Origin of the sequence: Elioraea sp. (assembly GCF_051860475.1) — a bacterium.
In the GTDB taxonomy this organism is placed as follows: Bacteria; Pseudomonadota; Alphaproteobacteria; order Acetobacterales; family Acetobacteraceae; genus Elioraea.
In genome coordinates this window covers 4,512-18,521 of sequence record NZ_JBHYDW010000060.1, presented here as the reverse complement: position 1 = coordinate 18,521, position 14,010 = coordinate 4,512, and the positions used below count along the sequence as shown (strand labels likewise).

General features: G+C 71.6%; 15 protein-coding genes. 11 read left to right on the top strand and 4 right to left on the bottom strand.

Features of this window, described 5'->3' with window-relative positions:
* The 4 genes from topA to rpmG all read left to right on the top strand — a co-directional run.
* Positions 1 to 2,397, top strand: a 2,397-nt coding sequence (gene topA, locus ACTIFU_RS12205; RefSeq protein ID WP_439578582.1) for a type I DNA topoisomerase, incomplete at its 5' end; no start/stop codon positions are given.
* 6 nt (positions 2,398 to 2,403) lie between these two features.
* Complete coding sequence (locus ACTIFU_RS12200) at positions 2,404 to 2,778, top strand: hypothetical protein (protein ID WP_439578581.1); 375 nt, start codon at positions 2,404 to 2,406, stop codon at positions 2,776 to 2,778.
* A 106-nt stretch (positions 2,779 to 2,884) separates the two neighbouring features.
* The gene (locus tag ACTIFU_RS12195) at positions 2,885 to 4,402 is read left to right on the top strand and encodes a S41 family peptidase (RefSeq protein ID WP_439578580.1); all 1,518 of its coding nucleotides are present in this window, start codon (positions 2,885 to 2,887) and stop codon (positions 4,400 to 4,402) included.
* 36 nt (positions 4,403 to 4,438) lie between these two features.
* On the top strand, positions 4,439 to 4,606 hold the full coding sequence (rpmG, locus tag ACTIFU_RS12190) for a 50S ribosomal protein L33 (protein WP_439578579.1): 168 nt from the start codon (positions 4,439 to 4,441) through the stop codon (positions 4,604 to 4,606).
* A 20-nt stretch (positions 4,607 to 4,626) separates the two neighbouring features.
* On the opposite strand, the gene ACTIFU_RS12185 is transcribed toward rpmG, so the two are convergent.
* Positions 4,627 to 6,033: a PleD family two-component system response regulator gene (locus ACTIFU_RS12185; RefSeq protein WP_439578578.1), complete on the bottom strand. Its 1,407-nt coding sequence runs from the start codon at positions 6,031 to 6,033 to the stop codon at positions 4,627 to 4,629.
* A gap of 180 nt (positions 6,034 to 6,213) precedes the next feature.
* Here ACTIFU_RS12185 and ACTIFU_RS12180 point away from each other — a divergent pair, with 180 nt between their 5' ends.
* The 3 genes from ACTIFU_RS12180 (at position 6,214) to ACTIFU_RS12170 (ending at position 8,325) form a co-directional block, all read left to right on the top strand.
* Positions 6,214 to 6,828 (top strand): class I SAM-dependent methyltransferase, encoded by a 615-nt coding sequence (locus ACTIFU_RS12180; protein WP_439578577.1) that lies wholly within the window; start codon positions 6,214 to 6,216, stop codon positions 6,826 to 6,828.
* A gap of 102 nt (positions 6,829 to 6,930) precedes the next feature.
* The gene (locus ACTIFU_RS12175) at positions 6,931 to 7,392 is read left to right on the top strand and encodes an Hsp20/alpha crystallin family protein (protein ID WP_439578576.1); all 462 of its coding nucleotides are present in this window, start codon (positions 6,931 to 6,933) and stop codon (positions 7,390 to 7,392) included.
* Positions 7,393 to 7,452: 60 nt separating this feature from the next.
* Positions 7,453 to 8,325: a polysaccharide deacetylase family protein gene (locus ACTIFU_RS12170; RefSeq protein ID WP_439578575.1), complete on the top strand. Its 873-nt coding sequence runs from the start codon at positions 7,453 to 7,455 to the stop codon at positions 8,323 to 8,325.
* Positions 8,326 to 8,402: 77 nt separating this feature from the next.
* Here ACTIFU_RS12170 and ACTIFU_RS12165 read toward each other — a convergent pair whose 3' ends face one another.
* Positions 8,403 to 8,981, bottom strand: a complete 579-nt coding sequence (locus tag ACTIFU_RS12165) for a hypothetical protein (RefSeq protein ID WP_439578574.1) — start codon at positions 8,979 to 8,981, stop codon at positions 8,403 to 8,405.
* A 200-nt stretch (positions 8,982 to 9,181) separates the two neighbouring features.
* Between ACTIFU_RS12165 and ACTIFU_RS12160 the strand changes: the two genes are divergently transcribed.
* From ACTIFU_RS12160 to ACTIFU_RS12150, 3 genes are all read left to right on the top strand, one after another.
* On the top strand, positions 9,182 to 10,132 hold the full coding sequence (locus ACTIFU_RS12160; RefSeq protein WP_439578573.1) for a hypothetical protein: 951 nt from the start codon (positions 9,182 to 9,184) through the stop codon (positions 10,130 to 10,132).
* Between the two features lie 112 nt (positions 10,133 to 10,244).
* Positions 10,245 to 10,457 (top strand): hypothetical protein, encoded by a 213-nt coding sequence (locus ACTIFU_RS12155; RefSeq protein WP_439578572.1) that lies wholly within the window; start codon positions 10,245 to 10,247, stop codon positions 10,455 to 10,457.
* Between the two features lie 33 nt (positions 10,458 to 10,490).
* Positions 10,491 to 12,005 carry a YifB family Mg chelatase-like AAA ATPase gene (locus ACTIFU_RS12150; RefSeq protein ID WP_439578571.1) on the top strand — a complete coding sequence of 505 codons (1,515 nt, stop codon included), beginning with the start codon at positions 10,491 to 10,493 and terminating at the stop codon, positions 12,003 to 12,005.
* An 8-nt stretch (positions 12,006 to 12,013) separates the two neighbouring features.
* Here ACTIFU_RS12150 and ACTIFU_RS12145 read toward each other — a convergent pair whose 3' ends face one another.
* Together ACTIFU_RS12145 and ACTIFU_RS12140 are read right to left on the bottom strand one after the other, a co-directional pair.
* On the bottom strand, positions 12,014 to 12,439 hold the full coding sequence (locus ACTIFU_RS12145) for a hypothetical protein (protein WP_439578570.1): 426 nt from the start codon (positions 12,437 to 12,439) through the stop codon (positions 12,014 to 12,016).
* Positions 12,440 to 12,450: 11 nt separating this feature from the next.
* Complete coding sequence (locus tag ACTIFU_RS12140; RefSeq protein WP_439578569.1) at positions 12,451 to 13,293, bottom strand: hypothetical protein; 843 nt, start codon at positions 13,291 to 13,293, stop codon at positions 12,451 to 12,453.
* 163 nt (positions 13,294 to 13,456) lie between these two features.
* Between ACTIFU_RS12140 and cnbZ the strand changes: the two genes are divergently transcribed.
* The coding region (gene cnbZ / locus ACTIFU_RS12135) for a 2-amino-5-chloromuconate deaminase CnbZ (protein WP_439578588.1) at positions 13,457 to 14,010 on the top strand (554 nt) is incomplete at its 3' end.

The following is a 14,010-nucleotide window of genomic DNA, read 5'->3' as shown; positions in this document are numbered from 1 at the left end:
ATCGCCGCGGCGCTGAAGGGCGCCAAGACCCTCTACCTCGCCACCGACCCCGACCGCGAGGGCGAGGCGATCTCCTGGCACGTCAAGGAGATGCTGGAAGGCAAGCGGGCGCTGAAGGGCGTGGCGGTCAAGCGCATCGTCTTCAACGAGATCACGCGGACGGCGGTCAGGAACGCGATCGCCCATCCGCGCGATCTCGATGGCGACCTGATCGACGCCTATCTTGCGCGCCGCGCGCTCGACTACCTGTTCGGCTTCACCCTGAGCCCCGTGCTGTGGCGCAAGCTGCCGGGCAGCCGCAGTGCGGGGCGGGTGCAGAGCGTCGCGCTGCGCCTGATCTGCGAGCGCGAGGCCGAGATCGAGGCGTTCCGCGCGCGCGAGTACTGGACCGTCGAGGGCGCCTTCACGACCGCTGCCGGCGCGCCGTTCGCGGCGAAGCTGACGGTGCTGGACGGGAAGAAGCTCGGCCAGTTCGACCTCGCCGACGAGGCGGCCGCCAAGGCGGCCAAGAAAGCCGCAGAGTCAGCGCGCTATCAGATCGCGTCGGTCGAGCGCAAGCGCGTCCGGCGCAATCCGCCGCCGCCCTTCACCACCTCCACGATCCAGCAGGAGGCCTCCCGCAAGCTCGGCTTCGGCGCGACCCGCACGATGCGCACGGCCCAGCAGCTGTACGAGGGCGTGGAGATCCGCGGCGAGACCGTTGGTCTCATCACCTATATGCGGACCGACGGCGTGCAAATGGCCGAGGAGGCGATCGCGGCGATCCGCAAGCACCTCAGCGGGTCGTACGGGCCCGACTACCTGCCGCCCGAGCCGCGCCGCTACGCGTCGCGCGCGAAGAACGCCCAGGAAGCCCATGAGGCGATTCGCCCCACCGACTTCACGCTCCGCCCCGAGGACGTCGCGCATGCGCTCTCCGAGGATCAGCGGCGGCTCTACGAGCTGGTCTGGAAGCGCGCGGCGGCCAGCCAGATGGCTTCGGCGGAGCTTGACCAGACCACCGTCGAGGTCGAATCCGAGGACCGCAAGATCGCTTTCCGCGCAACGGGTTCCGTGCTGGTCTTCGACGGGTTCCTCAAGCTCTACCGCGAGGACCGCGACGAACCGGCCGAGGACGAGGACGCCCGCATCCTGCCCGCGATGGCCCAGGGCGAGCGGCCGACGCTCGCCGAGGCCCGGCCGGAGCAGCACTTCACCCAGCCGCCGCCGCGCTACTCCGAGGCGAGCCTGGTGAAGAAGCTGGAGGAACTGGGGATCGGCCGGCCCTCCACCTATGCCTCGATCCTCCAGGTGCTGCAGGATCGCGCCTATGTCCGGCTCGAGAGCCGCCGCTTCATCCCCGAGGATCGCGGCCGGATCGTCACCGCCTTCCTCACCGGCTTCTTCGAGCACTACGTCGCCTACGACTTCACCGCGGGGCTCGAGGAGAGGCTCGACGACATCTCTGGCGGCCGCGCCGAGTGGCGCGCGGTGATGCGCGACTTCTGGCGCGACTTCGTCGCCGCGGTGGAGGAGACCAAGGAGCTCCGCATCAGCGACGTGGTCGAGGCGCTGGACCGCGATCTCGGCCCACATTTCTTTCCCGATCAAGGCGGTGGCGCCGATCCCCGACTCTGCCCGCGCTGCCGCAACGGCCGGCTCGGCCTGCGCATCGGCGGCAACACCGGCGCCTTCATCGGCTGCTCGAACTACCCCGAGTGCCGCTACACCCGGAACCTCACGGGCGCCGACGGTGAGGGCGAGGAACGGCTGCTCGGCCACCATCCCGACACGGGAGAGCCGGTCACGCTGCGCCAGGGACCCTACGGGCTCTACGTGCAGCTCGGCGAAGCGCCGCCGCCCGACCCGGACGCGCCCAAGCCGAAGCGCGGCAAGGGCAAGGCGAAGGAGCCGGCCGCGCCCAAGCCCAAGCGCGCCTCGCTGCCCAAGGGCGCCGACCCGGGCGGCGTGACGCTTGAGCAGGCGCTCGGCTGGCTGTCCCTGCCACGCCTGGTCGGCATCCACCCGGAGCGCCAGGAGCCGATCTACGCGGGTCTTGGCCAGTTCGGACCCTATGTGAAGGTGGGGCCCGTCTACGCCAGCCTCGACAAGGACGACGACGTGCTCGCGGTCGGCCTCAACCGCGCCGTCGTGCTGCTGGCCAAGAAGCTCGACTCGGTGCGGGCAGTCGGCGAGCATCCCAAGGGCGGCGAGGTGAAGGTGCGCAAGGGCCGGTTCGGCCCCTATGTCCAGCACGGCACGACGGTGGCCAACCTGCCCAAGGGCGTGATGATGGAGGAGATCGGGCTCGACGAGGCGGTCCGCCTGCTGGCCGAGAAGGGCAAGCCGCTCTCGGGACGGCGCGGCGGGGGACGACGGGGTGCGGCGGCGAAGGCGCCGAAGCGCGCCCGCGCCTGAGCCGCCATGCCACTGTCCTTGAAACCACCCACCCAGTGCGCGCTCTGGACCGATCCGGAAGCAACGCTGGCCAAGCCCCTGAAACAGCAGTTCGCGTTGCACGCCACCGTCGTCGAGGAAAGCCATTGGTGGCGCCACCTCCTGCAATGCCGCGACTGCGGGCAGCGCTACGTCTACGAGTTCCACGAGGAGGTGGATTGGGCCGATGGCGATGATCCGCAATACGTCACCTTCGTGCCGGTCGAGACGCAGGCCGAGATCGACGCGGTCTGCGCCGCACCGCAGGGCTGCCTCGGCGGGTTCACGCCCCGGCTCTGCAAGGACTGGCCGAAGGGAACCGAACGGCCCCGCGTGCATTGGGTGAGGGCGCCCAGTCAATAGGCTGGATGGGCGCGGATTTCGGCGCCAATTTTCTACAACCACGAAACGAATGCTTTCGTGGTGCAGTGCCGCATCCTACCATGGCTCGGTTCAGGGACGATTCGGCATGGGCGGACTGCGTTGCCTCGGTCTCGGGCTGCTGGCCGTGCTTGCAGTGCTCGGCCGGGCGCAGGCGGCGGTCGCCGACTCCCAGGCTCCGCTCGCGACGGTGCTCCGCGTCGGCCTGACGGCCTTGGCCGAGCGCCATGTCGACCCGATCGACCTTCCGGGCCTGACGGTCGCCGGACTGCGCGGACTTTCGCTGGCCGACCGGCGGATCGTGCCGCGGCTCGCCGGTCGCACGATCGAGCTCCGGGCCGGCGACGGCGTGGTCGCCCGCGTGCAGGCCCCGCCCGCCGATGCCCCGGCGTCGTGGGCCGAGGCGGCATCGCGGCTGATCACCGCCGCGTCCACCGCCTCGCCTGTGCTGGCGCGGAAGTCGTCGGCGGCGCTCGCGCGCGCCTTCTTCGACGAGGCGCTCGCCACCCTCGATCCCTACTCACGCTACGTCCCTCCGGAGGAGGCGCGCACCGGCCGGTCGCGCCGGCTCGGCGAGGCCGGGCTCGGGCTTGTGCTCGCCCCCGATCCCGGCGGCGCGGTGATCGCGCGGGTGATCGACGATGCGCCGGCCTGGGCAGCCGGGCTCACGGAGGGGGAGCGGGTGCTGGCGATCGACGGGCGATCGACCGCGCGGCTCTCGGCGACGCAGCTCGAGGCGGCGCTGGAGGGCGAGGAGAGCGCACCGGTCAGCCTGACGGTGCGCCGCGAGAGTGGGCGGACCGAGACCATCGTGCTGGCCCGCGCGATGGTCGCGCCCGAGACGGTCTCGCTGAGCTGGCAGAGCGCGATCCCGATCGTACGCGTGTCCGCCTTCAACCGGCTGACCGACCGGCGGCTCGCGCGCGCGGTGATCGCGGTGGCGCATCGCGACCCGGCCCCGCCCGGACTGGTGCTCGATCTGCGCGGCAATCGCGGCGGCCTGCTGCGCCAGGCGATCACCGCGGCCGACCTGTTCCTCACCGGCGGGGTGATCGCCGTCGCCGAGGGCCGCCACCCGGACGCCTCGCGGGTGCACCGCGCCGATGGCGCCGACATCGCCGGCGGGTTGCGGCTTGCCGTGCTGGTGGACGGCGCCTCGGCCTCCTCGGCCGAGGTGCTGGCGGCAGCGTTGCAGGACAACGGCCGCGCCGTGGTGATCGGTTCGGTCACCACCGGCAAGGGCCTGATCCAGACCGTGGTGCCGCTGCCCGACGAGAGCGAACTGCACATCACCTGGTCGAACCTGATCGCGCCGGGAGGCTACGCCGTGCAGGGTCTCGGCGTCCTGCCAGCGGTGTGCACCAGCCGCGGGGCCGAGGCCGCGCGGGCGGCGCTCGTGGCACTGGCGGCCGGGGCGGCGCGCGAGGCGGAGGCGGCGTGGCGCGCGACCGCGGGCCGCCCGGTCCCGCCCGCGGAGGCCGCCCGGCTCCGTGACACCTGCCCCGCCGCGGAGGGCAGCGCGCTTGACATCACCGCCGCGGTATGGCTTTTCCGCGGGCCCGACGAGAGCGCGAGCGTGCCGGCGCCGGCGCCCACGCGGCCCTGAGCGCCGAGGCGCAGCCAGGCCTAGGAGTTGAGGATCATGGCGAAGGCCAACACCGTGCTGATCAAGCTCGTGAGCTCGGCCGACACGGGCTATTTCTACGTCACCAAGAAGAACACGCGCACCGCGACCGGCAAGCTCGAGTTCAAGAAGTACGACCCGGTGGCGCGCAAGCACGTCGTCTTCAAGGAAGCGAAGATCAAGTAGCCGCGGCGCGTCCGTCCGGCCTACCCGGCCGGCACCATCTCCCCGTCCGCCTCCAGCGCGACCACGCGATTGCGCCCCTGGCGCTTGGCCTCATAGAGCGCCTCGTCAGCCCGCTTGAGCAGTGACTCGGCAAGCTCGTCGTCGCTGCCGCGCGCGTTCCCGCCGAGCGCGGCCACGCCGATGCTGATCGTCAGCGGATGGCGCTCGGCCGCGGCGGGCTGGTAGGCGAGCGTCGCCACCTCCCGGCGCAGCCGCTCGGCCGCGGCGACCGCATCGGCCAGCGTCGCCCCCGGCATCACCACCGCGAACTCCTCGCCGCCGTAGCGCGCGACGGTGTCGAACAGCCTGACATGGGCGCGGATGCACCCGGCCACGCCGCGCAGCGCGGCATCGCCCGCGGCATGGCCGTAGAGGTCGTTGATCGCCTTGAAATGGTCGAGGTCCAGCATCATCGCCGCGAGCGAGCCGCCGCCCGCGCGCACGGAGGCGACCAGCGAGCGCAGATGGCCCCGCAGGTAGCGCTGGTTGTGCAGCCCGGTCAGCGGGTCGGTCAGCGCCAGCGAGATCGAATAGGCGAGATCGGCGCGCAGCCGGTCCTGGTAGAGCTTGCGCCGGATCTGGTTGCGCGCCCGCGCGCGCAGCTCGTTGGGGTCGATCGGGCGCAGGATGTAGTCGTTCGCGCCAAGATCGAGCCCTCGATGGAGCTGCCGGCGCAGGTCGGCCTCGGCCACCATCAGCACCGGTGTCTCGCGCGTCGCCCCGTCCGCGCGCAGCCGCGAGGTCAGCCGGAGCGGATCCTCGGCGCCGAACTGCAGGTCGAGGATCACCAGGTCATAGGGAGCGGCGGCGAGGCGTTCGATCGCCTCGGCCGGCGTGACGGCACGGTCGCAGCGGATGCCCTCGGCCGAGAGCGCGGCCTGGATCCGCTCGGCGTCGAGGTCGGTGTCGTCCACCACCAGCGCGCGGCATCCCCGCACCGAGGGCAGCGCCTGGCTCTCGGGCTGGACGCCGAGCTGATGCGTGGTTTCCGAACGCAGCCGCCATTCGTCCAGCAGGCGCTTGAGCCGGACCAGGGCACGCACGCGCGCGAACAGCGTCTCGTCGTCCACCGGCTTGGTGAGGAAGTCGTCCGCCCCCACTTCGAGGCCGCGCACGCGCTCCGAGGTCTCGCCCAGCGCGGTCACCATGACCACGGGCACATGCTCGGTCGACGGGTCGGCCTTGAGCCGGCGGCAGACCTCGAATCCGTCCATGCCCGGCATCATCACGTCGAGCAGGATCATGTCGGGCAGCCACTCGTGCGCGATCGCGAGCGCCGCCGGCCCGTCCTGCGCCGTCTGCACCTCGTAGTACTCGGCGGACAGCTTGGCCTCGAGCAGGCGGAGATTGGGGATCACGTCGTCGACGACGAGGATACGTGCGCTCATGGATCGCGGGTGGGGAACGATGAGTCAGGACCATGGCACGATCGCGCCACGGTTGCACCCGCCAATTCGCATGGACCGGAAATCGCACTCGTCATCGAACTGAGATAGAATTGCCTTCAAGCGCGTGTTTCACAGCGCGGCCCCGCCTGGTCCGGTCCCTCCTTCCGCCGAGTCCCTGCCATGCCGCAAGCCCGTGCCCATGATGCTGCCCGGTCCGACCCTGCCGCCTCCTCGGCGGCCGCGCGAACCTGGGTGTTCTTCCGCCGCTGGCTGGCCAATCCCCTGGAGATGGGCTCGATCGTGCCGTCCTCCCCGGCGCTGGGGCGGCGCGTCGCGGCAGCGGTGCGCGCCGGCCCGTCCGGAGGGGTGGTGGAGCTCGGCGCCGGCACCGGCGCGATCACCCGCGCGATGCTGGAGGGCGGGGTGGCGCCGGCGCGGCTGACGGTCATCGAGATCGTGCCGGAGATGGCATCAATTCTGCGCGCGACATACCCGGGCGTGACCGTGCTGTGCGGCGACGCCTGGCGCCTGCCGGCCCTGCTCGGCGCCGAGGCGGCCGGCAGGATCGGCACCGTCGTCTGCGGCATCCCCCTGGTGCTGCTGCCGCGCACGCGCCAGCGCGCCCTGGTCGAGGCGATCGAGGCGGTCGCGCCCGGGCGCGGCTTCCTGCACTACACCTACTGCATCACCTCGCCGCTGCCGGCACGCCGGCTCGGACTGGCGGGACGCCGGGTCGCCTGGACGCCGGCCAATTTCCCGCCCGCCTCGGTCTGGCGCTACACGCCGGCGTCTTGACCCAGGTCAAGGTCGTTTCGATCTTCTGTCGGTAGTGTGGCGCTTGACGGGATCAGCGTCCCGCCACGTCAGCGATCAACAGGAGAATGAGGAGGACAGGCCATGGCCATGCTGCCATCGCTGTTCGACGCCGGCGGCGTCGACCGCATGCTTGAGGACATGCGCCGGATGCAGGAGCGGATCGAACAGGCTTTCGGTGCGATGTCGCCGATGCCGGTAATGCGGACCGACTGGCGCCCGGCGATCGACGTGAAGGAGGCCGAGACGGGACTGACGGTGACCGCCGAACTGCCCGGCATGACCGAGCAGGATGTCGAGCTCTCGGTGGATGACGACGTGCTCACCATCAAGGGCGAGAAGAAGAGCGAGGCCGCCAAGGACGAGAAGGGCTGGCACGTGCAGGAGCGCAGCTACGGCGCGTTCGTGCGCACGCTCCAGCTGCCGTTCTCGCCCAAGGCCGAGGACGTGACGGCGGAGTTCACCAAGGGCGTGCTGACGGTGACCGTGCCGAAGCCGCCCGAGGCCGCCAAGCCCGCGAGCCGGATCGAGATCAAGGCCGGCTGAGGCTTCCCGCGCGGCACGCGGCCTGCGAGCCTCGCCCCCGGAACCGCACGGGGGCGAGGCATGCTGCGCAGCCACGGACGCTACGACTATGTCGGCATCGCCGAACGGGCGGACTACACGTGGCCCGAGGGGCGGCGGCTTGCCGTCTATCTGGGCATCAATCTGGAGCATTTCGCCTTCGGCGAGGGTCTCGGCGCCGAACTCGCCCCCGGCGGCCCGCCGCCCGACGTGCTGAACTACGCGTGGCGCGACTGGGGCAACCGCGTCGGCGCCTGGCGCATGCTGGAGCTGCTCGACGCGCTGCGCCTGCCCGCCTCGATGCTGGTGAACAGTGCGATGTACGCCTACGCGCCCTCGCTGATGTCGGCGATCCGCGCGCGCGGCGACGAGATCGTCGGCCACGGGCGGACCAACTCCGAACGCCAGTCAGTGCTTGGAGAGGAGGCTGAGCGTGCGCTGATCGCGGAGGCGACGGAGACGATCACCCGCCACGAGGGTCGGAAGCCGCGCGGCTGGCTCAGCCCGTGGATTGCCGAGAGCCACGCCACGCCCGACCTGCTGAAGGAAGCGGGCTACGCCTACACGCTGAACTGGTGCATGGACGACCAGCCGGTGTGGATGCGAACGCGCGCGGGCCCGCTGCTCGCAATCCCCTATCCGCAGGAGGCGAACGACATCCCGTCCGTCGTCGCGCGCAAGGATGGCGCGGCACAGTTCGCCGACATCATCATCGACACCTTCGACGAGATGCTGGAGCAATCGCAGCTCCAGCCGCTGGTCATGGGCATCGCGCTGCACCCCTACATCGTCGGCCAGCCACACCGGCTGCGGCAGCTGCGCCGCGCGCTCCGCCACATCGTCCGCGAGCGCGAACGGATCTGGCCCACCACGGCAGGCGCGATCCACGACCACGTCGTCGCGCTGCCGCCATAGGTTCAGCCGGCGCGGTCAGCGACCGTTTCGGCGACGGGGTGGCGGACCGTGCCCGAGAGCGTGCTGTGACCGAAGCGTCAGGCGGCCTCCGCTTCAGCCTCGCGGCGGCGGCGCACCGCGGCGCGGCCGAGTAGCCCAGCGTCCAGCGGCGCCATCAAGGCGGGCGCCGGCACAGGTGCCGCGGTGACGAAGACGGCATCGAGGGCGAAATAGGCGATCCCATGCCGCGACGCGAAGGTCAGCGTGTTGCAGCCACTCGCGCTACCGGTCACGACAAATCTGTATTCCGTGTAGTCGAAGGCAGCGGCGTTGCTGAGGCTGAACAGCTCGGTGCCGTTCAGGATCACGCTGAAAAAGTTCCTCGAGATGGACAGATTCTTGAGCCAGAAGCCGATCGCGAGCACCGCGTTCGGGGCGGTGGTAAAACTCTGTTCCAGGAAGCCGACGCCGCTTGGGCCGAGAAGGGCGCCGTATCCGCCGCTGTGCACGGCGGGCCTGGCGGCATTCACGAAGGTGAACCCCGTGTCACCCGACTGGGTCCAGCCGGTGAAGTCGCCGGTCTCGAAACCGGGGTTGATGATCAGGTTGCTGCGTGCAGCGGCCACGGCCAGGGCAGGGCCGGTGACTGCCAGCGGCAGCGGGAGCAGGCGGGTCATGCGGTCCTCCTTCGATCGTCCTGGCACCGGCGCGCGCGAACCTCTGGTCCAGGCAATCCCCATCAGTCACGCAGCATTCCGCGCGCCGGGGGCCGTGCTGGGGAAGAAACTTTTACGGAATTCCAGGGAACCGTCTGGAAATTCCGTAGATTCCAGTTCAGCCTTCCTGTCCCGGCCGCCGGTGATTCACGGATCTGTCGATGGCACACGAGCTCGCCGCCAAACTGCGCATGACCGCGTTGGTGCTCGGCTGCGCATCCCGCAAGGATCTCTGCGCGCGCTTCCGCAAGGTGAACCCCAATACCCAGTTCGACCTGGAACGCGCCAACAAATGGATGCAGGGCAGGGCGCTCCCGCGCAATCCGGAGATCTATGCCGATTGGGCGAAGGTGCTGGGTACGGAGCGCGGTGCCGACTGGCTGGCGCGCTGCACACCGGATGCGTTCGAGGCCGAGCTCGTTTCCCTGTTCGATGCCGACCGCGCGGCGCTGCGCCAACTGGCCGATTCGCCCGCCGCCGATGCCCGATCGGCCGTTGGCTTCGCCCTGTACGGACACTATGCCTGCTATTCCTGGGCCTGGTCGCCCTACTATCGAGGACACGTGATCCGCGCCGCGCTGGAGATCCGGCGTGCCGCGCGCGGGCACGACGAGGCGCAGTACCGGGAACGCCTGCTCGGCCGCGCGGTCGCCTTCGCCGGCGAACCGCTGGTCGTCGGCAATACCTTGCACATCGCGCTGCACGGGCCGGACGAGGTGTCGCCGCTGTTCCTTTCCCTGCACACGGCGGGCGTGCCCGGCAGCGTGCTGTGCGGCATCCTGTCAGGGGCGACTTCGGTCGGGCCGCAGCCGCTGCCGACGGCGACGCGGTTCGTCGCGGCCAGGGTCGCCGAGGACCCGTCCGATTCGAACCGCTACCTGCTGCCTGCGAACGGCGCGTTGGGCGCCGACCTGACGGCGCTTCTGGGCGTGCGCGAAGGCGCGGCGGAACTCGACCGGCGCCTCTGCGCGGTGCTTGGCGCGGGGACGGAGAGTGAGGGGGCCGACCAGGTCGGGTTCGACACTCAGCTTGGGCTGGCGGCGCTGCTCGACCCGCTCTGGCTCGAGGCCGAGCGCGACCGGCCGATGCTCGACGAAGCCGTCGAGGAATGACGCGCCAGTTCGCCGACCATGCGTGCTGGCAGCGGGGCCGGTGTTGCCAGGGCCGGTGCGTCGGCCGCCATGAGCCCGCTGCGCAGCGCCGCAGGCAGTCTCCGTGCCAGCCATGCCGCACTCGGCGGGCCAGCCGCTGGTGACGGGAATCGCGCTGCATCCCTACGTCGTCGGCCAGCCGCACCGCCTGCGGCATCTGCGCCGCGCACTCCGGCACATCGTGCGCGAACGCGAGCGGATCTGGCTCACCCGCGCGGGCGCGATCCATGACCACGTCGCGGCACTGCCGGCGGGCACCGTGCCGGGCGATCCGCGCATCGGTTGAGGCGGTGGGGGCGCGCGGCTAGGGTGCCCGCGCATGCTCGCCCGCCTCGCCAGCTTCGCCTTCCAGGGCATCGAGACCGTTCCGGTGGAGATCCAGGTGCAGGTGGCACCCGGGCTGCCGGCGTTCTCGGTCGTCGGCCTGCCGGACAAGGCGGTGGGCGAGAGCCGCGAGCGCGTGCGCGCGGCGATGACGTCGATCGGGCTCTCCCTGCCGCCCAAGCGCATCCTGGTGAACCTCGCGCCTGCCGACCTCCAGAAGGAAGGGAGCCACTTCGACCTGCCGATCGCGCTCGCGCTGCTCGCCGCCATGGGGATCGTGCCGATCGAGGACATCGCCGAGCACGCGGCGCTGGGCGAGCTCGGCCTCGACGGACGGCTGGCACCCGTGGCCGGCGTGCTGCCCGCCGCGATCGGCGCGGCCTCGCGGGGCCTGGGCCTGATCTGTCCCGCAAGCCAGGGCGCCGAAGCCGCCTGGGCCGGCGATGCGCGCGTGCTGCCGGCCGAGTCACTGCTGCAACTGATCAACCATTTCCGCGGCGAGCAGGTGATCGCCCCGCCCGACCGCCCTGCCCTGCCGCCCGCCCCGCCCGGGCTCGACCTGCTCGACGTGAAGGGCCAGGAGACCGCGAAGCGCGCGCTCGAAGTGGCCGCCGCGGGCGGGCACAACCTGATCCTGATCGGCCCACCGGGTGCGGGAAAATCGATGCTGGCCGCGCGCATGCCCGGCCTGCTGCCGGAGCTGACACCCGCGGAGGCGCTGGAGGTCAGCATGGTCCATTCCGTCGCCGGGATGTTGCGCGACGGGCGGCTGGTCACACGCCCGCCGTTCCGCGACCCGCACCATTCGGCGAGCCAGGCGGCGCTGACGGGTGGGGGCCATCGCGCGCGCCCGGGCGAGATCAGCCTCGCCCATCGCGGCGTGCTGTTCCTCGACGAGCTGCCCGAGTTCCCGCGCCAGACGCTGGAGGCGCTGCGCCAGCCCCTGGAGACCGGGCGCACCACGGTTGCGCGCGCCTCGGCGCACGTGACCTATCCGGCACGATTCCAGCTCGTCGCCGCGATGAATCCGTGCCGCTGCGGCCATCTCGGCGACCCCGCGCGCGAGTGCACCAAGGCGCCGCGCTGCGGCGAGGAGTATCAGGGGCGGCTGTCGGGACCCTTGCTCGACCGCATCGACCTGTTCGTCGAGGTGCAGCCGATCGCGCCGGCCGAGTTGACGCGCGTGCGCCCCGGCGAGCCGACCGCCGCGGTCGCCGTGCGCGTGGCCGAGGCGCGGGCGCGGCAGCGGGCGCGCTACGGCGCGGACGGACCCGCAAGCAACGCCGAGGCGGACGGCGAGGTGCTGCGCACGACGCTGGAGGCAGAGGCCGATGCGCTGGCGCTGGCCGAGCAGGCGGCGGTGCGGCTCCGGCTCTCGACGCGCGGCTTCGCGCGCACGCTGCGCGTGGCGCGCACCCTCGCCGATCTGGCGGGGAGCGCGGCGGTGAAGCGCCTGCATGTCGCCGAGGCGCTGACCTGGCGGGCGCGCGGGGTGCGGGAGGTGGCGTAGTTGCGCAGTCAGCGGGCCTTGCGGCCGAGGAAACGGTCGAGCGGCCGCCACGCGCCCATGGTCGGCACGCGCAGGATCAGCCGCTCGGCGGCGGTCAGCGCGTGCCAGGGCCGCCGCAGGGCCACGTGGGCCGGGTCGCGCCGCCAGAGGTGCTCGGCCGCGCCGATCTGCCCGCCGAACGACGCCATCACCGCGTCGAGCATCTCCCAGAGATACGGGTGCGGCGGGACGAAACCGTGCACCGTCACCACCGCGCCGTCACTGCGCCAGTCGAACAGACGCTCGCGCAGCGTCGGCACAATGAGCGCGACAGCATCGGCCAAGCCCTCCTGCCGGACCTCGAGGCCGGTGTGACGCGCCAGTGCCTCGGCGATCACCGCGACCTCGGGCGCAGATCCAGGCAGGAACCGCCATTCGCCGACCACCAGCCCCATCTCGCCCTCGTCTAGCGCCGCGGAGCCACGATCACCGGCCGCGGCGCACCCTGCGGCGCCAGCAACACCGGCGACGTGGTCGCGGCCGCGCCGGCAACCACGGTGATCTCCGCGCCGTAGTTCACCCCCAAATGCAACAGATAAGGCGTGCGCGACCAGGCGGGAACCACGACGCCCGCATCCTGCAGCACGCGGGTGGCGACCGTGGTGCAGTTCGGTCCGAAGAAGCCCCAGGTCTGCGGGGAGCCCGCCCGCAGGGTCTGCAACGCGGTCGAGGCGCGGGTGGCCTGCTGCGTCGTCACGGCCAGCTCGGTGAGGAGGTAGCCGTTGCCGGGCCCGCCGAACAGCGGCACGACGCGGCCCGGCGAGGTGCCGGCGAAGTGCACCCACGCGGTCTTGCCGCCCGCCGTGACGCCGACCGCATTGTGGCCCATCTGCAAGGCGCTGCGATGCAGATAGGCGACTGCCACGCGCTCCGTCGCCCCCTCGGCGCCGGCGATCGCAAGCCGGCGCGACACGCCGACCGCAAGTCCGGGCCCGACCCCGGCCGCGATGTCCACCGCCGTGCCGATGCCGCGCGCGGTCTGCGGCGAGGCGCCGAGGCCGCGCGCCGTGGCGGTGCCGAGCTGTTGCGTATAGCTGTGCTGGACCTCGCCATACCAGAGCGTCCGGAAGCCGGCGACCACGGTGTCGGCGCCATGCGCGACCAGGATCACGCCCCCCACCGTGGTGGCGGGTTCCGGCAGGACGATCCCGCCGACGCCGAGCGCGATCTCGAGCCCGCCGCCGACCACCTGGATGCCGCCGACGAGACGCGAGCCCCAGGTCGCACCGTTCTGCTCGCCATCGCTCATCGTCCTGCCCTCCGAAGGGTCCGGCTCTGCCGTCGCGCACATGCCTGACAGGCCGATGCTATCGTTCCGTCGGCAGCAGGGTTGTGAGCCGGATCACGCGGGTGCCGCGGTTGCCTCCGATCCCGCAGGTCCCTAGGATCGCGAAGGATCTGGGGGGGTGCTCATGAAGGATGCGGTTCGTTTTGATCCCGGCGGCTATCGCTACATCCCCTCGGTGTTCCAGTACTCCGCCGGCATCGCGGCCATCGACGGGTTCGAGGTCGAGCGCGTGCGGCTGCACACGCCCCTGCCCCTCACCGCGGCCTACGCCTTCGTCGAGCGCCATCTCGCCGCGCTCGGCCGGCCGACCACCGCCTTCGCGGCCTGCGAACTGCGCTCGCCCGCGCCGTTCACCGATGCGGGGTTCACCGAGTTCAACCGCGTCTATGTGCAGACGCTGGAGCGCTGGGGCATCTACACGGACGGCGTGAACCCGGTCGCGCGCACCAATGTCTGCCCGCTCTACGACGTGCCGCCCGAGCCGGTGATGTTCGCCTTCTCCTACACCGTGCCCGCGCGCGGCGCACCGACGCGGCCGAGCTTCGTGATCGCCGGCGGCGGCGAGGCGGCGGAGGGTGACGGGCCGTACCGCGAGCGCACCGTCCGGCATGGCGAGACCCACCCCGAGGCGCTGCGCGAGAAGGTCGCGTTCGTGCTCGGCGCGATGGAGAAGCGGAT